Origin of the sequence: Streptomyces lasalocidi (assembly GCF_005280215.1) — a bacterium.
In the GTDB taxonomy this organism is placed as follows: Bacteria; Actinomycetota; Actinomycetes; order Streptomycetales; family Streptomycetaceae; genus Streptomyces; species Streptomyces longwoodensis.
The window spans coordinates 6,423,817-6,443,417 of record NZ_SZNQ01000001.1 but is presented as its reverse complement, the minus strand read 5'-3'; the positions used below and the strand labels follow the sequence as shown (position 1 = coordinate 6,443,417).

The following is a 19,601-nucleotide window of genomic DNA, read 5'->3' as shown; positions in this document are numbered from 1 at the left end:
CTGATGACGGTCCCGGGTGGCGCGGACGCCCCTCCCGCCACCCGGGCCGCCCGCCGCGGCGCGTTCCGCCGGCACCCACGCACCCGCCCGTCGCACTCCACCAAGGGGGACCCATGCCCGCCCGCAGCGCAACCAGCACCGACCCGGCCATCGCCCTCGTCGGCATCGGCTGCCGTTACCCGGGCGGGGTGGTCGACCCCGAGTCCTTCTGGCGCGTCCTGCGCGACGGCGTCGACGTCATCGGCGAGATCCCGCCCGAGCGCTGGGGACCGGAGTACGTCAGCGAGGACGGCTCCGCGCCCGGCACCGGCTACTGCCGCTGGGCCGGCGTCCTGCCCGGACTCGACGCGTTCGACGCGGACTTCTTCGGCATCTCCTTCCGCGAGGCCCGCGAGATGGACCCCCAGCAGCGGCTGCTGCTCGAGGTGTCCTGGGAGGCCCTGGAGCACGCCGGGCAGACCAAGCCGAAGCTGGCCGGGTCCCGTACCGGGGTGTTCTTCGGCCTGCTCGGCATGGACTACACCCTGCTGCACTCCAAGACCCGGGGCATCCGGACGATCGACCCGTACTACGCGAGCGGCAAGGAGTTCAGCTTCGCCGCCGGCCGCGTCGCCTACACCCTGGGCCTGCACGGACCGGCGCTCGCGGTGAACACCGCCTGCTCCTCGTCGCTGGTCGCCGTGCACCTGGCCTGCCGCAGCCTGGCGAGCGGCGAGGCCGACACCGCGCTGGCCGGCGGCGTCAACGTCCTCGCCAGCCCCGAGCTGTCGGTGTTCATGAGCAAGGTGCAGGCGCTGTCGCCGACCGGCCGCTGCAAGCCGTTCTCGGCCGCCGCCGACGGCATCGTGCGCGGCGAGGGCTGCGGTGTCGTGGTCCTCAAGCGCCTGGACGACGCGCTCGCCGACGGCGACCGGGTGCTGGCCGTGATCCGGTCCAGCGCCTTCAACCACGACGGCCGCAGCGCGGGCCTGACCGTGCCCAACGCCTCCGCGCAGGAGGCCCTGCTGCGCGACGCGCTGACCCGGGCCGGGGCGAGCCCGGAGCAGGTCGCGTTCGTCGAGACCCACGGCACCGGCACCCCGCTCGGCGACCCGATCGAGGCGTACGCCCTCCAGCAGGTGTTCGGCCCCGGCCGGCCCGGCGAGAGGCCGCTGCACATCGGCTCGCACAAGGCCAACTTCGGTCACACGGACGCCGCCGCCGGGGTCGCCGCGCTCATCAAGACCGCCCTGACCGCCCAGCACCGGCTGGTGCCGCCCCAGTTGCACCTCGGCACGCCCAACCCGGCGATCGCCTGGCAGGACGGCGGCCTGAGCATCTCCGCCGAGGCCGTGCCCGTCGAGGCGGGCGAGGACACCCTGTTCGGGGTCAGCGCCTTCGGCCTGAGCGGCACCAACGCGCACGTCCTGCTGTCCCCGGCGCCCCCCGGCCCCGCCGACGACACCCCCGACGCCGCCGCCGGACAGGGCCCCCGGGTGCTGCTGCTGTCGGGCTCCACCGAGACCGCGCTGCGCGAGCGGGCCCGCGACCTCGCGGACACCCTGGAGGGCGAGGAGCCGCTGGCCGACGTGCTGCACACCGCCGCGGTCCGGCGCACCCACCACGAGACCCGCGCCACGGTGGTCGGCGCCGACGCCGGGGAACTGCGCGCCTCCCTGCGGGCCCTCGCCGGGGGCGAACCCGACGAGCGGACCGTCACCGGTACCGCCGAGCCGCGCCGCCGGCACCGCACCGTGTTCGTCTTCTCCGGACAGGGCACGCAGTGGCAGGGCATGGGCCTGGACCTGTGGGACCGTGACCCGGTCGCCGCGGCCTCGCTGGAGCGCAGCGACGCGGTCCTGAGGGAGGCCGGTCTGCCCCCGCTGCGCGACCTGCTCGCCGAGGGCGACCTGACCGCCACCGATCTCGCCCAACCAGCGGTCGTCGCGCTCCAGTTGGCGCTCGCCGACGTGTGGCGGGCGCGCGGCCCGGCCCCGACCGAGGTGATCGGGCACAGCCTGGGCGAGATCTCCGCCGCCGCCTGCGCCGGCGCCCTCGACCAGCGCACCGCGCTGCGCCTGGCGGTGCTGCGCGGCCGGATCATGGCCGACGCCGCGGGCACCGGGCGGATGCTGGCGGTGGCGCTGCCCGAGGACGAGGCCCTGCACACCGCCGGGGGCACCGGCCGGCCGGTCACCGTCGCCGCCGTCAACGGCCCGGCCGCGACCGTCCTCGCCGGGCGCGAGGAGGACCTGACCGCGATCGCCGACCTGCTGCGCGAGCGCTCGGTGTCCGCCCGCTTCGTCCCCGGCGACTACGCCTTCCACAGCCCGGCCATGGCGCCGTACGCCGAGCTGCTGCGCGCCGAGCTGGCCGGCCTGCCGCCGGTCCCGCGCCCCGCGTCGTTCGTCTCCACGGCGGCGCCCGAGGACCCGCCCGCCGTGCTGGACGCCGACTACTGGGCGGCCAACGTGCTGCGCCCGGTGCGGTTCTGGCCGGCCGTGGCGGGCCTGCTGGCCGACCGGGGCGCCGACTTCGTCGAGATCGGCCCGCACCCCACCCTGGTGCGGCCGCTGAACGACGGGCTGGGCCGGCTGCGCCGCCAGGGTGTCGCGGTCGGTTCGCTGCGCCGGGACGCGGACGGCCCCGCCGCGCTGCTCGCCTCGCTCGCCGCGCTGCACTGCGCGGGCGCCGAGGTCCGCTGGGACGACCTGGTGCCCGGCCGGCTCACCGAGCTGCCCCGCCACCCCTGGCAGCACGAGTCGTTCTGGCTGCCCGGCATCACGCCCGGCACCCAGTACGCGCCGGGCGCGGTGCCCGACGGCGCGGTGCCGGCGGCCCGGCTCGCCTTCCAGCTCCTCGACCCCGAGGGACGTCCGGTGGGGCCCGCCCGGCAGGTGGACCTCACCGGCTCCCCCACCGACGGGCCGCTCCCGGGCGGCCCCACGACGCCGGCGGACACCCCCTTCGCCGCCGGTGACCTCCCGGCCACGGCCCCGGCCCCCGACGGGGCCGGCCGGGATGTCGACGCGTCCGCCGCCGACCCCGCCGGGAGGCGGAGCGGGGTCGCGGCGGACGTCTCCCCCACGCCCGCCGGACCGCGAGCGGACGCCTCCCCCACGGGCAACGGGCCCGCCCCGGTGTCGCCCGAGCGGCGGCGCCGCGCGCTGCTGCGGCGCACCTCCGAGGTGCTCGCCACGGTCCTCGGCCAGGACCCCGCCCGGCGCATCCCGCCCCGGCGCGGCTTCGCCGACCTGGGCCTGGACTCGCTGACCATCGTGGAGTTCGTGGACCGCCTCGGTCTCGAACTCGGCCTGGACATCCCGCTGTCGACACCGTTCGAGCGGCCCTGCCTGGACGAACTGGTCGACCACCTGCTGCCGTCGGTGCTGGAGCGGGAGGCGCGGGCGGCCGAGGCGGAGGCGGTCCCGGAGGCCGCCACCGCCGAGGCGGCAGCGGCCGCCGACGTCACCCCCGCCCCCGCCCCTGCCGCGGCCCCCGCGCCCGCCGACGACCCCATCGCCGTCGTCGGCATGAGCTGCCGCTTCCCCGGCAGCCCCTCCGTGGACGCCTACTGGCAGCTGCTCACCGACGGCCGCGAGGTCATCCGCGACGTCCCGCCCGACCGGTGGGACGGCAAGGCATTCCTCGCCGAGGGCGCCTGGACGCCCGGCACCATGACCTCACTGCGCGGCGGCTACCTCGACGACGTGCGCGGCTTCGACGCGGCGTTCTTCCGGGTCTCCCCCCGCGAGGCCCGCAGCCTCGACCCGCAGCACCGGCTCTTCCTGGAGGTCGCCTACGAGGCGCTGGAGGACGCGGGCGCCACCCGGGACAAGCTGCGCGGCTCGGCCACCGGCGTGTTCGTCGGGATGAACAGCAACGACCACTCCCAGCACGTCGGCACCCGGCTGGAGGAGGTCGACCTGTACTACGGCACGGGCAACTCCTTCGCGGGGGCGGCCGGACGGCTGTCGTACTTCCTGGGGCTGACCGGCCCCAGCATGGCCGTGGACACCGCCTGCTCCTCCTCGCTGACCGCCGTGCACCTGGCCGTGCAGAGCCTGCGCTCCGGGGAGAGCGACCTGGCGGTGGCCGGCGGGGTCAACGTGATCCTCAGCCCGGTCATCCCGGTGTCGGTGTCGGCGGGCGGCGCGCTGTCGCCGTCCGGGCACTGCCGCACCTTCGACGAGGCGGCCGACGGCTACCTGCGCGGCGAGGGCTCGGGCGCCGTCGTCCTGAAGCGGCTGTCGGCCGCCCTGGCGGACGGCGACCGGGTGTACGCGGTGCTGCCCGGCAGCGCGGTCAACCAGGACGGCGCGAGCAGTGGGCTGACCGTGCCGAACGGCACCGCGCAGAAGGCGCTGATCGAACAGGCCTTGCAGCAGGCCGGCCTGACGGGTCGTGAGGTCGGGTACGCCGAGGCGCACGGCACCGGCACCCCGCTGGGCGACCCGATCGAACTGCGGGCGCTGGCCGCCGCGTTGCGCCCGGGCGGTGCCGACGGAGCTCCGCTGGTGGTCGGTTCGGCCAAGCCGAACATCGGGCACCTGGAGGCGTCGGCCGGCATGGCCGGGCTGATCAAGGCGGTGCTGTCGGTCCACCACGGGCGGATCGCCCCGCACGTGGGCGTCACCACCCGGCCGACCGGACAGGTCGACTGGGACCGGCTGGGCCTGCGGATCGCGGCGGGCAGCGGGTCCTGGCCCGAGCCGGACCGGCGCCGCATCGCCGGTGTCAGCTCCTTCGGGTTCACCGGCACCAACGCGCACGTCCTGGTCGCCGAACCGCCCGCGCCCGCCGCCGTCGCGCCGGCCGCGCCGGAAACCGCCGAACCCCCGGAGCGCTTCGCGCTGCCGCTGTCCGCCGCCCACGACTCCGCGCTGCCCGCCGCCGCCCGGCAGTACCTGACGCTGCTGGAGACGGCGGGCGCGCGGGACCTCGCCGACCTGGCGTACACCGCCGGAGCGCGCCGCAGCCACCTGGAGCAGCGCGCGGTCGCCGTGGGCCGGGACGTCGTCGCGGTCCGCTCGGCCCTGCGCGCCCTGGCCCGCGGCGAGGAACACCCCGGGGTGCTCACCGGCACCGCGGACACCGCCCGGGGCTGTGTGTTCGTCTTCTCCGGCTTCGGCTCCCAGTGGGCCGGCATGGGCCGCGCCCTGCTGGAGAGCGAGCCGGTCTTCCGGGACGCGGTGCTGGCCTGCGAGGAGGAGATGCGCACCCGGATCGGCTGGTCGCCGCTGGCGTCGCTGCGCGGGGAACCGGACAGCCGGCCCTTCGACGAGGGCATCCCGCAGGAGCTGATCTTCGCCGTGCAGGTCGGCCTGGTCGCGCTGTGGCGCAGCTGGGGCGTGGAGCCGTCGGCGGTGGTCGGGCACAGCATGGGCGAGGTGGCCGCGGCCTGGGCGGCCGGGGCGCTGACGCTGGGACAGGCGGCGGAGATCCTGTGCCTGCGCTCGCGGCTGCTGGACAGCCTGGTCGGCACGGGCGGTTCGGTGGTCGTCGGCCTGGGCCGCGAGGAACTGGCGCCCTACCTGGTGCTGTACGAGGACAAGCTGGGCATCGCCACGGTCAACGGCCCCCGTACGACGGTCGTCGCGGGGGACGTGGACGCGCTGGCGGAGCTGACCGAGGAGCTCACCGAGGCCAACGTGTTCGTGCGCCGGGTGAAGGTGCCGGTCGCCCCGCACTCGCCGCTGATGGACCCGCTGCGCGTGCGGCTGGAGGCGGGCCTGGCCCACCTGGTGCCGTCCCCGGCGCGGATCCCGTTCTACTCGTCCGTCACGGGCGGCGAGGTGCCCGGCACCGAGCTGACCGCGGCCTACTGGGGCCGCAACCTGCGCGACACCGTGTGGTTCCAGGACGCGGTGGGCGCGGTCGAGGACGCCGACGAGCGGGCGTTCCTGGAGATCTCGCCGCACCCGCTGCTGGTGTCGGGCGCCGAGGAGTCCCTGGCGGCGGCCGGCGCCGGACGCCCGCTGGTGCTGCCCTCGCTGGTGCGCGACGAGGACGAGGTCGGTGCGCTGCTGACCACCCTGGGCGCGCTGCACGCGCACGGGGTGCCGGTCGACTGGGCGGCGTTCGCGGGACCGGGCCGCCGGGTCGTGGACCTGCCGCCGTACCCCTGGCAGCGCAAGGAGCACTGGCTGCCCGAGGCCCCGGCGGACCGACCGGACGCCCGTTCCGGTCTGGTCGGCGCGCCGGTCCGTCCGGCGCACGCCCCCTGGACGGCGCTGCTGCCGGTGACGGTGGACGGCACCCGCAGCCCCTGGCAGACGGCGTCCGACGGCTCCCGTACGACGGTGTCGGTGGCGGCGCTGCTGGAGGCGGCGCTCGCCGCGGCGGCCGCCACGGGATCGGCGGCGCCCGCCCTCGGCGGGGTGCGGTTCGGTCCGGCGCCGGACACGGACGGCGACGGCCGGACGGCGCTCCAGGCGGTGGTCGACACCCGGCAGGGCAGCCTGGTGCTGCGGGCGACGGCCGAGAACGCGCCCCACGAGGCGTCCCTGACGGCCGAGTTGGACGACGGCTTCCCCCAGGGGCTGCTGCGCGAGCCGGCCCGCACCACCTGGGCGGACCTCGCCGACGACGAGCCCCTGCGCGCCGAGCTGTCCGAGGCGCTGCCGGGCACGGTGATCGAGTCCGCGGGCAGCGGCCGGAGTGAGGCGGAGGCGGCCGTACGGCTCCCCGACGGCGCCTCACGCAACCGGCTGCCCGACCAACTCCTCAATCTCGCGGTGCGGTTGACGGCCGACAACACCCGGACACGGCCGGTCGCGCTCGCCTCGGTGCGGGTGCGGGCGGCGGTCGACGGCACCGTCCGCGTGCGTCGCGGCCCGCTGCGCACGGACGGCGACGGCACGGTCGAGGCGGACCTCGTGGTGCTGGACGCGGCCGGGCGGGCCGTGGCGGAGCTGACCGGCCTGCGGCTGGCGCCCGTGGAGCCGCCGCGCGCGGCGGACGCCGGGGCGGACCGGCTGGAGAGCATGCTCTACCGCATGGTGTGGCGGCCGGCCGAGCGCCACGCGCCGCCGCGCGACGACTCCCCGGCCGCGGCCCGCCGCTGGCTGGTGTGCGGCGACACCGACCACCTGGCCGGCGCGGTCGCGGAGCAGCTGCGCGCGGCGGGCTGCGACGTGCGGCGCGTGCGCTCCACGGCGGTCGGCACCGCGGGCGGCCCGCACGACCTGGTCGTCGACCCGGCCGACCGCGACGCCTGGGACACGCTGCTCGGCGTGCACGCCAACGAACCGACCAGCGCGCTGGTGGACCTGTGGCCGCTGGAGGACCTGGACTCGCGCCCCGAGGGCTGGCACGCCACGGTCGCGCTCACCGCGGCCCTGGCCGACGCCGCGGGCAGCGTGCCGCGGCTGTGGCTGGTCACCCGCAACGCCCTGCTGCCCACCGGGCACAGCGGCTACCCGGACGGCGCCCAGGGCGGCCACGCGGGGCTGGGCCGCACCCTGGCCATGACCCGCCCGGACGCCTGGGGCGGCCACGTCGACCTGACCCACGGCAGCGCGGAGGAACTGCGCACCCTGACCGACCGGTTGCTGGGCGCGCCCGGGGACGAGCATGTGCGCATCGAGCACGCCCGGGCCTGGACCGGCGCCCTGGTGCGGGCCGAGGCACCCGCGGCGACGACCCGCCGGACGCTGCCCGCGGACCGCTGGCACCTGGTGACCGGCGCGGACGGCCCGCTGGCCCCCGCGGTGGTGGACTGGCTGGCCGCGGCCGGGGCCCGGCGGATCGTGCTGGTGGACACGCGGCCCGAGCCGGCCGGCGAGCCCGACCGGCTCGCCGCCTGGCGCGCCGGGGGCCTCCAGGTCCGGCTCGCCGCCACCCACGGCACCCGCGAGGAACTCCTGTCACTCGTCGAGGTGTTGCGCGCCGACACGGGCATCGCGGGCGTGGTGTGCGCGGGCGCCCCGGGGGCGGCCGTACCGCTGGAGGAGACGACCACCGAGGTGCTGCACGCGGCGCTGGACCGGGCCGCGACCGCCGAACTGCTGCACCGCCACACCGCGAAGGACCCGCTCGGGCTGTTCGTGCTGCTGGGCTCGGTGCCCGGCACGTGGGGCGGCGCCGTGACCGGGGCGACCGCGCCGTCCGACTGGGCGCTGCGCGCGCTCGCGGCCCGGCGCCGGGCGGGCGGGCTGCCGGTGGCCCACCTGGAGCTGATGCCCCTCACCGGCGGCGAACTCCTGGACGAACGGACGACGTTACTGCTGAAGTCCAGCGGCATCGCCCCGCTGACCGAGCAGGACCTGGTGGCCGCGCTGGACCGGCTGGCCTGGGACCACACCGTGCACACCGCGGTCGCCGACATCGACTGGGGGCTGTTCCGCACCGCGCTGGGCGACGCCCCGCACCGGGAGCTGTTCGCGGCGGTGCTGGGCGGGCCGGCACAGGTCGACGGCACCGAGTTCGTGGCCTCGCTGGAGGGCCTGGACCCCGAGCGGCGCCGGGACCGCACGCTGGACTGGGTGTGCTCCCAGGTGGCCGCCGTGCTCGGCCTCACGGAGGACGAACTCCGCTCCGACCAGGGCTTCTTCGAGCTCGGCATGGACTCGGTGATGTCGCTGACCCTGCGGTTGCGGCTGGTGCGGGCGCTGGACGTGGAGCTGTCCTCGACGGTCGCCTTCGAGCACCCCACCGCCGACGCCCTCACCGCGCACCTGCTGGAACGGCTCGGCTTCCCGGTGGGGACGACCGAGGGGGCCGCCGCACCCGAGGACGCCCCGGACGCGCCCGCCGCGGCCGGCGGCCACGACGCACTCGACGAACTGGACGACGACGAACTGCTGCGCCAGTTGGAGGCGGAGATCTCCGACGCACAGAACTTCGGTCTTGAGGAGAGCTGATGACCAAGAGCCACGCCGAGCAGCCGAGCCAGGACGTCCTGCGCGGCCGGCTGAAGGACTCCCTCGGCACCATCCGCACCCTGCGGGCGCGGGTCGAGGAGTTGCAGCGCCCACAGCCGCTCGCGGTGATCGGGCTCTCCTGCCGGCTGCCGGGGGGCGCGAGCCCCGAGGAGTTCTGGCAGTCGCTGGCCGACGGCCACGACTCCACCGCGCCCTTCCCCGAGGAACGCCACCCCGTGGAGGGCTTCTACCACCCCGACCCCGACCACCCGGGCACCGCGTACACGCTGGCGGGACACTTCCTCGACGGCCCGGTGGACACCTTCGACCCGACGGTGTTCGGCATCTCGCCGCGCGAGGCGGCCGGCATGGACCCGCAGCAGCGCCTGGTGCTGGAACTGGCCTGGGAGGCCATGGAGAGCGCCTGCCTGCCGCCCACCGAGCTGGAGGGCAGCCGGGTCGGCGTGTTCCTCGGCGCGAGCACCAGTGACTACGTGCGGATGCGGCAGCAGAAGGGCTCGATGGCCGACGTCGACGCCTACCAGCTGATCGGCGAGCCGAGCTTCCTGGCCGGACGGGTGTCGTACACCTTCGGCTTCCAGGGCCCCAGCATGGTCATCGACACGGCGTGCTCGTCGTCGCTGGTCGCGCTGGAGCAGGCGGTGCTGTCGCTGCGCTCGCGGGCCTGCGACATGGCGCTGGTCGGCGGGGTCAACCTGATGCTGTCGCCGTACGGCTTCGTGCTGGTCAGCAAGTTGCGGGCGCTGTCGCCCGACGGCCGCTGCAAGACCTTCGACGCCTCGGCGGACGGGTACGCCCGCGGCGAGGGCGGCGCGATCTTCGTGCTGAAGCGGCTGGCGGACGCCGAGGCCGCCGGGGACCGCGTCCTCGCGGTGGTGCGCGGGGTGGCCACCGAGCACGACGGGCGCAGCAGCGGCCTGACCGTGCCGAACCCGGCCGCCCAGCAGAACGTCATCACCTCCGCGCTGAAGGACGCCGGGGTCTCCCCCGCCGAGCTGTCGTACGTCGAGGCGCACGGCACCGGCACCCAGCTGGGCGACCCGATCGAGCTGACCGCGCTGAACGCCGTCACGGGCCCGGGCCGCCCGCAGGGCCGGCCGCTGCTGGTCGGCTCGGTGAAGACCAACATCGGCCACCTGGAGCCGGCCGCGGGTGCGGCGGGCATGCTGAAGGTGGTCCTGGCCCTGCAGAAGGGCGAGCTGCCCCGGCACCTGCACCTGGACGAGCCGAACCCGCAGGTCCCGTGGGACGGGCTGAACCTGAAGGTGACCACGGAGAAGACCGGCTGGCCGTCCGGGCCGCGCGTCGCCGGGGTGAGCAGCTTCGGCGCGAGCGGCACCAACGCGCACACCGTGATCGCCGAGGCCCCGCAGCCGGCGCCGCGCGCCGGGACCCCGCGCGCGGTGGGCCTGCTGACGCTCAGCGCCAACACCCCGCAGGCGCTGCGGGCGATGGCGACGGCGTACGAGGAGACGGTGCGCGACGCCGACCCGCGGACCCTGTCGGACATCTGCTACTCGACGCACATCGGCCGCGCCCGGATGCGGCACGGCCTGTCCGTGACCGGTGACGCCGGGCAACTCGCCGAGGGACTGCGGGCGTTCGCGGCCGGGGAGCGGGCCGAGCAGGTGGGCGTGCACGGCCCGACGGGCGCCAAGGCCCGCCGGGTGGGCTGGATGTTCACCGGGCAGGGCTCACAGTACGCCGGGATGGCGGCCGGACTGGCCGCGTCGGAGCCGGTGTTCGCCGAGGCGCTCGCCGAGTGCGTGGCCGCGCTGGACGCGCACCTGCCCGAGCCGCTGGGCCCGGTCCTCGCGGGCGGCATCGACGACGAGCGGATCGACCGCACCGGGTTCACCCAGCCCGCGCTGTTCGCCGTGGAGTACGCGCTGGCGCGGATGTGGGAGGCGTGGGGCGTCCGGCCGGCCGCGCTGATCGGGCACAGCCTCGGTGAGATCACCGCCGCCTGCGTGGCTGGCGTGCACTCCCTGGCGGACGCGGCCCGGCTGGTCACGGCCCGGGCGCGGCTGATGGAGGCGCTGCCCGAGGGCGGCGTGATGGAGACGCTGGTGTGCGACGAGGAGACCGTGCGCGCCGCGCTCGCCGAGGCGGGCCCGCTGCCGGGCACCTCGGTCGCCGCGGTCAACGGGCCGACGGACGTGGTCCTCTCGGGCCCGTGGGAGGAGGTCGACAAGGTCGTCGCCCTGCTCGCCGGGCGGGGCGTCAAGCACCGCCGGCTGTCGGTGTCGCACGCCTTCCACTCCCCGCTCATGGCGCCGATGCTCCAGGAGTTCCGGGCGGTCACCGAGACACTGACCTTCCACGAGCCGAAGTACCCGGTCATCTCCGACGTCACCGGCCGCGAGTGGGGCCCCGAGCAACTGCGGCCCGCCTACTGGTCCGAACACGTCCTGGCGCCCGTGCGGTTCTACGCCGGCGTCACCGCCCTGTACGAGACGGGCTGCCGCACCTTCCTGGAGCTGGGCCCGGCGCCGGTGCTGCTGGGGCTCGGGGCGCGCTGCCTGCCGGAGGAGGGCGTGGCCTGGATCCCCTCGCTGCGCCGCGGCCACGACGACGCACACATCGTCGGCCAGGCCCTCGGCGCCCTGCACCACCGCGGGGTCCCGGTCGACTGGAACGCGGTGCACGCCGCCGAACAGCCGCGCCGCACCGACCTGCCGAGCTACCCGTGGCAGCGCGAGCGGTACTGGTTCAACGACGACGAGCAGGCGGGACCGCCCACGACGCTGCCCGCCGACGACGCGCCGGGCGCCCTGTTCGAGGGGCACCTGCTGTCCGGGCCGCCGACCTTCTCGCCCGACCTCGACGAGCTGCCCGAGGTGTTCACGCTGACCGGCCAGGACGGGCGGCGGCAGGTCTCGGCGGGCGGCTTCTGCAACTGGGCGCTGACCGGCGCCGCGAAGCTGCCCGGCGCCCAGCCGCGGCTGGTGGACCGGTTCGTGGTGGGCGAGCCGCTGCGCGTCGACCCCGGTCACCGGCCCGCGCGGATCCGGGTGTACGTGCTGCCGCAGGACGACGAGGGCCGCTCGCTGTTCCTGTGCTTCTCCCGGCACGGCGTGGAGTCCGCAGAGAGCGGCAGCTGGCGGCTGCACGCCCGCGGTGTCCTGGTGCGCCGCCCGCCGGCGGACGCGGGCGGCGACCTGGACGCCGTACGGGCCCGCTGCGCGCCCGTCGACCCGGCCGCGCTGAGCGTGCCCGAGTGGGCGGAGCCGGTGCTCACCGAGGTCTACCAGGGCCGCGGCGAGGTCCTGGCCGAGGTCAACCAGGCCGCCGAACGGCTCCCGCGCGGTGCCCTGCTGGACCTGACGCTGGGCCTGCTGCGCCAGTCCGAGCACGCCCCCCGGCCCGGTGCCACGCCCTCGCCGACCCCCGTGCCGTCGGGCACCCGCCGTTACGTCCACGGCTGGCTCGACCCGGCCGACGAGGACGGCGGGCTGCGCGGCGGCCTGGAGATCCTGGGCGCCGACGGCAGCGTGCTCATCGCGATGCGCGACGTACGGCTGCGCGCCTCGGCCCAGCCCGCGCCGGAAGTGCCGCGCACGGTGCGCGAGGAGACCGTCTGGCAGGAGGAGTGGCGGCCCGTCGACCCGGCCGGCTTCCAGGAGCGCGACCTGACCGGGCAGCGCGTGCTGCTCCTGGGCGGCGCGGACGCGGCCCCGGGCGCCGCCGAGCAGCTCGGGCTGCGCGGCGCCGAGGTGACGCTCGCCGCGGCCGCCGTGCCGTCCGTGGCGGACGCCGCGTCCTACGACCACGTCCTGCTGCTGTCCGCCCTGGACCTGCCGGCCGGGGACTGCGACGCCGGGGCCGTCGGGCGGGCCCGCGCGGACGGCGAGCACGTGTTCCTGGCCCTGCTGAAGGGGCTCGCGGCCGCCGAGGCCACGACCCGGGTGTGGGCCGTGACCCGCGGCGCCCAGTGGACCGGCCCCGAGCAGCACGCGCTGTGCCTGGCGGCCGGCCCGCTGTGGGGCCTGGGCAAGGTGGCCGCGCTGGAGCACCCCGAGCTGTGGGGCGGGCTGCTCGACCTGGACCCGGCCGGGTCCGCCGACGAGGCCGCGCAGATCGCGGCCCTGCCGGCCACCGAGACCGTGGAGGACCTCAGCGCCCGCCGCGGCGGCCGCATCCTGGTGCCCCGCCTGGTCGCGGTGCCCGCCGCGGACGGCGAGCGGCCGCCGCCGCGCCTGAGCGACCTCGGCAGCTACCTGGTCACCGGCGGCCTGGGCAGCCTCGGTCTGCTGGTCGGCGAGTGGCTGGCGCGTTCCGGCGCGGGCACCGTCGTGCTGGCCGGCCGGCGCGGGCTGCCGGAGCGCGCCCGCTGGGACGAGGCCGGGCTCGACGACACGACGGCCGCGCGCATCGCCGCCGTACGCCGCATCGAGGAGCAGGGCGCCGACGTCCGGGTGGTGGCGCTGGACGTCGCCGACGAGTCCGCCGTGCGCGCCCTCGCCGATCAACTGGCGCTCGCCGGTCGGCCGTTGCGGGGCGTGGTGCACGCGGCGGGGCTGTCCGAACCGCAGTTCCTGCGCGAGTCCGACCCGGAGACGTACGACCGCTGCCTGCACCCCAAGGCGGAGGGCACCTGGGCGCTGCACAGCGCCACCGCCGACGCGGAGCTGGACCTGTTCGTGTCGTTCTCCTCGATCGCCTCGGTGTGGGGCTCGCAGCACCTGGCGGGCTACTCGGCGGCCAACGCCTTCCTGGACTCCTTCGCGCACTGGCGCCGGCTGCGCGGTCTGGCCGCGACGACGGTGAGCTGGGGTCCGTGGGGCGCCCGTTCGGGGCTCGCCGACGACGAGGTGATGGCGTTCCTGCGGTCCATCGGCCTGCACCAGCTCAACCCGGAGCACGCGCTGGAGCTGCTCGGCGAGGCGATCGCCGACGACGTGGCGCACCGCACGGTGTGCTCGGCGGACTGGACGCTCTTCCGCGACCTGATGGAGGCCCGCCGGGAGCGGCCGATCCTGCGGGAGATCCGCTCCGCGCCGCCGGCGGACGCGCCCGCCGACGACGAACCGGGCGTCCTGGGAGCCAAGTTGATCGGCCTGGACCGGGCCGACCGGCTGGCGACGCTGAGCGAGTACCTGCGCGCGCAGCTCTCCTCGATCCTGCGCATGGAGCTGGAGCCGCTCACCGAGGACACCCGCCTGGCCGACCTGGGCCTGGACAGCCTGATGGTGATGGAGCTGATCAGCCGCTGCCGGGACGACCTGCGCCTGGAGATCAGCAGCCGCGACTTCTTCGCCTGCCCCGGCATCCACTGGGACGCGTTCCTGCTCGACCTGTTCGAGAAGGAGCACCCCTCGCGGGACGGCGCACCGCGGGAGACCGCTCCGGGGGCGGCCCACGTCTCCCCCGACGCGCCCGCGGACCGGCCGGCCGCCTGACCGGCCCGGGGTCCCGGCCACCGCGCCGGGGCCCCGCTCCTCCCCCCGCACGAAGGCCCCCCACGCGCGCACCACAGATCCGCCTCGACTCTGGAGGAACGAGCATCATGCAGCAGACGCCCGCGTCCGGCCCGCCCGGTCCGGCGGACCACGACGTCGCCATCCTCGGCGCCGGCATCGCCGGTTCCATCCTCGCCGCCATCCTGTCCCGTCACGGCGTGAAGACCGTGCTGATCGACGCGGGCACCCACCCGCGCTTCGCCGTGGGCGAGTCGACGATCCCGTACACCTCCGTGATGCTGCGCATCCTCGCCGCGCGCTACGACGTGCCGGAGATCGCCCACCTGAGCCACTTCTCCACGATGCGCTCGAAGGTGTCGTCCAACTCGGGGCAGAAGCGCAACTTCGGCTTCGTCTACCACCGCGAGGACCGCGCCCAGGACCCGCGCGAGATCAACCAGTTCGTGATCCCGGTGGCGCTGTCCACCGAGTCGCACATGTTCCGCCAGGACGTCGACGCCTACATGTTCAACGTGGCACTGCGGTACGGCACGACCCCCCGCCTCAACACCCGGGTCACCGACGTCGACATCGACGGCTCCGGCGTCACCCTCGGCGTGGCGGACGGCCCCGCGATCCGAGCCCGCTACCTGGTCGACGCGGGCGGCCACAACTCCCCGCTGGCCCGCACCTTCGGGCTGCGCGACGAGGTGCCGCAGCAACGCACCCACTCCCGCACCCTGTTCACCCACATGATCGGGGTGCGGCCGTACGACGACTGCCCGGCGGGCCGGAAGCACGACAACCCCAGCCCCTGGCACCAGGGCACGCTGCACCACGTGTTCGACGGCGGCTGGGTGTGGGTCATCCCCTTCGACAACCACCGGGGTGCCACCAACCGGCTGTGCAGCGTGGGCCTCACCCTGGACCCGCGCAAGCACCCGAAGACCGACCTCGCCCCGGAGCGGGAGTTCACCCAGTTCTTGGAGCGGTTCCCGGCGATCGCGCCGCAGTTCCAGGACGCGCGGGCGGCCCGCCCGTGGGTGTCGACCGGACGCCTGCAGTACTCCTCCAGCAAGGTCGTCGGCGACCGCTGGTGCCTGACCTCGCACGCGGCCGGCTTCGTCGACGCCCTGTACTCGCGCGGCCTGACCAACACCACCGACGTGGTCAACTCGCTGGCCTGGCGGCTGATCGACGCCGTCAAGGACGACGACTTCTCCGCCGAGCGCTTCGGCCACGTCGAGACGCTCCAGCAGGGCCTGGTGCGGGCCCACGACGACGTGGTGTCGTCCTCGTTCACGTCCTTCCGCGACTACGGCATGTGGAACGCCACGTTTCGCATGTGGGCGCTCGGCACGGTCCTCGGCACGCTCAACGCCCAGGACGCCCTGGTGCGGTTCCAGCGCAGCGGGGACCACCTCATCTGGCGCGAGCTGGAGGCCCAGCCGCACCCGGGCGCGCTGTTCCCGGCGAGCGTCGGCTTCAACAAGGTCACCGAGGCCGCGTGGGCGGCGTGCCGCGACGTCGAGGCCGGGCTGATGACACCGGACCGGGCGACGGGCGAGCTGTTCGACCTCCTCCAGGACGACAGCTACGCCCCGCCCCCGTTCGGATTGCACGACCCGGACAACCGCTTCTACAACCCCAGCCCGCCGCGCATGCTGCGCACCATGCGCTGGGCCCGCCACGGCTCGGCGGCCCCCGACACCGGCCCCATCGTCGCCGGCGCCCTCGGCGGCTTCCTCCGCTCCCGCCTGCACCGCAACGGCTGAGGGGTGCGGCGATGTCCGAGAACAGCAGCACAGTCGGACCGGGCGAAGGTCCGGGCGAGCCGACCGGGGTGAACGGCGGGTCGGCCGGGCGTCCGGGTGGGCCGGCCGGGGTGGACGGCGAGGGCGCGGGTGCTGGGCCGGGTGCGGGTGGCTCGGGCAAGAGCGCGGGAAGGGGTGCCGGTGCGAGCCCGGTCGCGGGCGTGCCCGCGCCGCGCGGTCGCCGCCGGGTGACGCCCAAGGACCTGCTCGCCCGGCGGGCACCGGCCGAGGTCCGCGCCCCCCAGCCCGCGGACCCGGGCCCCGCCTGGTGCGAGGGGGCGGAGACGGTAGGCACGGCGGAGTCCGCGCTGCCGCCGGACCCGGCCGAGGAGGCGGTGGGCGCGGCGTCGGGACCCGCACCGGCCCCGGCTGCGGCGGCCCGGGCGGCCGTCCGGGCCCCCGGGCGCCCGGACGGCTCCCACCCCGCACACATCAGCGGCGACCGGTCCACCCCCGCGCCCCCGGACAGCACCCGCTCCACCCGCGTACACCCCGCCGGCGACCGTCCCACCTCCGTCCGTACCGACGGCGACCGCCCCGCCCCCACGCACCCCGACGGCGACCGCCCCGCACCACCCACCGTGTCCGGCCCGGGCCCCGCACCGCGCCGGACGACCGCTTCCGATCCACAGGAAGGACCCCGTCCGATGGCGACGGCATCCCCCGAGCCACAGGCTCACGGCACCCGACCACCGGCCGGCGGGGCGCGGGCGTCCGCGCCGGCCCCCGGCGGCGCCCCGCGCCCGGCCCGCGCCCCCGGCACCGCCCCCGCGAGGTCCGTGCCCCGGCACAAGGTCGCCGTGCTCGGCGCCCACCTCGGCGGGGGCATGCTCGCCGCGATCCTGGCCCGGGCCGGCATCGACACGGTGCTCGTCGACTCGCCGCACGACGCCGACGTACCGGCGGGCGAGACGACCGTGCCGTACACCGCGGAGGTCTTCGAACTGCTCGCCCGGCGCTACGACGTGCCCGAGCTGTCGGCGCTCGGACACTTCGGGGAGCTGCCGGAGGACGTGCGCCGCACCTCGGGCGTGAAGCGGAGCATCGGCTTCGTCTACGCCCGCCCCGGCACCCGGGTGCGCCCGCACCAGGTCGTGCAGTTCAACGTGCCCAGCGAGCACGGCGAGTCGCACCTGTACCGGCCGGACGTCGACGCGTGGGTGCACCGCCTGGCCGTGCGGCACGGCGCGAAGGCGGCCCCGAACCGCCCCGTCCTCACCGACGTCACCGGCGAGGCGGGTGACTTCGTCGTCGAGCTGGCCGACGGCAGCGCCGTGGGCGCCGAGTTCGTGGTCGACATGTCCGGCCCCGACGCCCCGCTCCTCGACCGCCTCGGCCCCGAGCCGGCGCTGCGCCCGCTGCGGCACTCCTCGCGGGTCCTCACCGCGCACCTCAGGGGCGTACGTCCGCTGGAGCGGCGGGTGGACCCGGGCGCGGGCGGCACACCCTGGACGGGCGGCACCACGCAGGTCGTCTTCCCGGGCGGCTGGATGCAACTGGTGCCGTTCGGCGAGGACCGCACCGGGGAAGGCGCGCTGACCAGCGTCGCGGTGAGCCTCGACGCCAAGCAGTGGCCGCAGCGGTCGGCCTCCCCGGAGGAGGACTTCCAGCACCTGGTCCGCCAGTTCCCCGACCTGTCCTGGCAGTTCGCCGAGGCGAGCGCCGTGCGCCCGTGGGCGAGCGCCGAGTCCTGGCAGTACGCGGCCACCCGGACCGTGGGCGACGGCTTCGTCGTCCTCGACCGCTCCGCCGTGCGCTGCGACTTCACGCTCTCCCGGGACGTGACCCTGACCGCGGAACTCGTCCACGAGGCGGCCGCCCACCTGATCGCGGCGGCCCGCGACGGCGACTGGTCGGCCGAGCGGTTCCGTCCGCTGGAGACGTTCCAGGCGACGTTGATCGAGCACGGCGAGCGGCTGCTGCGCTCCGCCCTCACCGCGACCAGCGACTTCCGGCTGTGGAACGCCTTCTGCCGGGTGTGGCTGCTGCACTCGATGTTCGCGGCCCTCTCCCTCAAGCGCGCCCGCAACGACGCGCTGGCGACGGGCGACCGCCCCGACCAGTGGCGGGAGTTGGGGCGTCACCGGGGCGCCGGCCTGTGGTTCCCGGTCTACGCCGGCTTCGTCGCCCTGTTCGACGACACGGACCGCCTGCTGCGCCAGGTCGCCGACCAGCGGCTCGCACCGGGGGCCGCGGCGGAGCGGATCTTCGGCCAATTGCGCACGGCCTCGTTCGTCCCCCCGCTGTTCGGCTTCGGCGACCCGGCGGACCGCTACTACAACTTCACCCCGCTCAAGCGCCTCAAGGTGCTGCTGTGGGCGAAGCGGCGGGCGCCGCACCTGGTGCAGCGGGTGCTCACTCCGGGCGCCACCGTGCTGCCCAGCGTCGAACGCTAACCGACCGGTCGGCACGGAGCCGGGGCCGGCCGGGGTACCGGGGCCGCCGTTCCGCGCGTCACCATCCGGGCGCGCGGAACGGCGGCCGCGTCCGGCGGCGGCTCGCGCCCGTCACGGCGCGGGGGGCGGTCGGGATCCGGCCAGCCGCCCCGTCGCGCTCCTGGACACCCGCGCGGCCCACCGGAATGCTCCCTACCTGGCAGTCACCGCATGTGAGATGCTGATAGCGTAGATTTCCACGCACCATGAATTACATGTCGGAGCTAGACGTCGGAGGGCCCCCATGAGCTCGGAAGGCGGGATCCCCGACCCGCACCGCGACGCCGCCCGCGGCCGCGGCGCCCGGGGTCGCGGGCGACGGCCGACGCGTGGCGGCGGACGCCGGCCGGGGCAGAGCGACACACGGGAACAGATCCTCACCGCCGCGCTGGAACTCTTCGCCACCAAGGGCTACTCGGGGACCACCATGCGCGGGATCGCCAAGCAGGCCCGCGTCGACCCGGCGCTGATCCACCACTTCTTCAGCAACAAGGAGGGCGTCTTCCAGGACGCCGTCACCGCCCGTGTCGACATGGCCGCCCTCTTCGACTCCCTCGACGAGGAGAACCTCGACAGCGTCGCCAAGAGCCCCGGAGCCTGGGTCGCGCGGACCTTCCTCTCCTACTGGGAGGACGCGACGACCCGTCCGGCCCTGGTCGCGGTCTACCGCGCGGGCCTGTCCGACGAGGCCGTGGCCCACGTCTTCCGCGAGCGCATCGAGGACGCCTTCGCAACGTGCCTGCGCCGCATCGTCCCCCAACACGCCGACCGCGCCCCGGCGTTCGCCTCCCTGGTCTCCGCCCAGCTGGCCGGCCTGGTCATGCTCCGCTACGTCCTCCAGGTGGAGCCACTGGCCTCCCTGGACTTCGACGAACTCATGGACTGGCTCACCCCGTCCCTCGAGGTCCACTTCGACCGGGCGGCCCAGGAGGAGGGGGCGGAGGGCACGGACACGGAGGGCACGGAAGAGGACTGACGGCCCCGGCTCCGGAGCGAGTTGGCGGCCGACGGCCGCGGCGCGCGGGAGGAGTGCGAGTCCCTCAGCCCGGGCAGCCCAGGCAGCCCGGCGTACGGGCGGACGGGCAC

5 protein-coding genes are annotated in these 19,601 nt (G+C 76.0%); all 5 read left to right on the top strand.

What is annotated here, in order from left to right; genetic code table 11:
- The first annotated feature begins 113 nt into the window (after positions 1 to 113).
- The 5 genes from E4U91_RS29115 (at position 114) to E4U91_RS29090 (ending at position 19,491) form a co-directional block, all read left to right on the top strand.
- Positions 114 to 8,843, top strand: coding sequence for a type I polyketide synthase (locus E4U91_RS29115; RefSeq protein ID WP_137309551.1), 8,730 nt, complete (start codon positions 114 to 116; stop codon positions 8,841 to 8,843).
- Entirely contained in the window at positions 8,843 to 14,266 is a 5,424-nt protein-coding gene (locus E4U91_RS29110; protein WP_137309550.1) for a type I polyketide synthase, read from the top strand. Before E4U91_RS29115 ends, E4U91_RS29110 begins: the two co-directional genes overlap by 1 nt.
- Before the next feature lie 107 nt (positions 14,267 to 14,373).
- Entirely contained in the window at positions 14,374 to 16,041 is a 1,668-nt protein-coding gene (locus tag E4U91_RS29105) for an NAD(P)/FAD-dependent oxidoreductase (RefSeq protein ID WP_137309549.1), read from the top strand.
- Between the two features lie 11 nt (positions 16,042 to 16,052).
- Positions 16,053 to 18,476, top strand: a complete 2,424-nt coding sequence (locus tag E4U91_RS29095) for an NAD(P)/FAD-dependent oxidoreductase (RefSeq protein ID WP_168218182.1) — start codon at positions 16,053 to 16,055, stop codon at positions 18,474 to 18,476.
- A 283-nt stretch (positions 18,477 to 18,759) separates the two neighbouring features.
- A complete protein-coding gene (locus E4U91_RS29090) occupies positions 18,760 to 19,491 on the top strand; it encodes a TetR/AcrR family transcriptional regulator (RefSeq protein ID WP_137309546.1) in 732 nt (243 codons plus the stop codon).
- The last annotated feature ends 110 nt before the right edge of the window (positions 19,492 to 19,601 follow it).

What these genes read in the sequence shown, in the direction of transcription:
- E4U91_RS29115 (WP_137309551.1), top strand. Translation starts at nt 114, where the DNA reads ATGCCCGCCCGCAGCGCAACCAGCACCGACCCGGCCATCGCCCTCGTC.
- E4U91_RS29110 (WP_137309550.1), top strand. Translation starts at nt 8,843, where the DNA reads ATGACCAAGAGCCACGCCGAGCAGCCGAGCCAGGACGTCCTGCGCGGC.
- E4U91_RS29105 (WP_137309549.1), top strand. Translation starts at nt 14,374, where the DNA reads ATGCAGCAGACGCCCGCGTCCGGCCCGCCCGGTCCGGCGGACCACGAC.
- E4U91_RS29095 (WP_168218182.1), top strand. Translation starts at nt 16,053, where the DNA reads ATGTCCGAGAACAGCAGCACAGTCGGACCGGGCGAAGGTCCGGGCGAG.
- E4U91_RS29090 (WP_137309546.1), top strand. Translation starts at nt 18,760, where the DNA reads ATGAGCTCGGAAGGCGGGATCCCCGACCCGCACCGCGACGCCGCCCGC.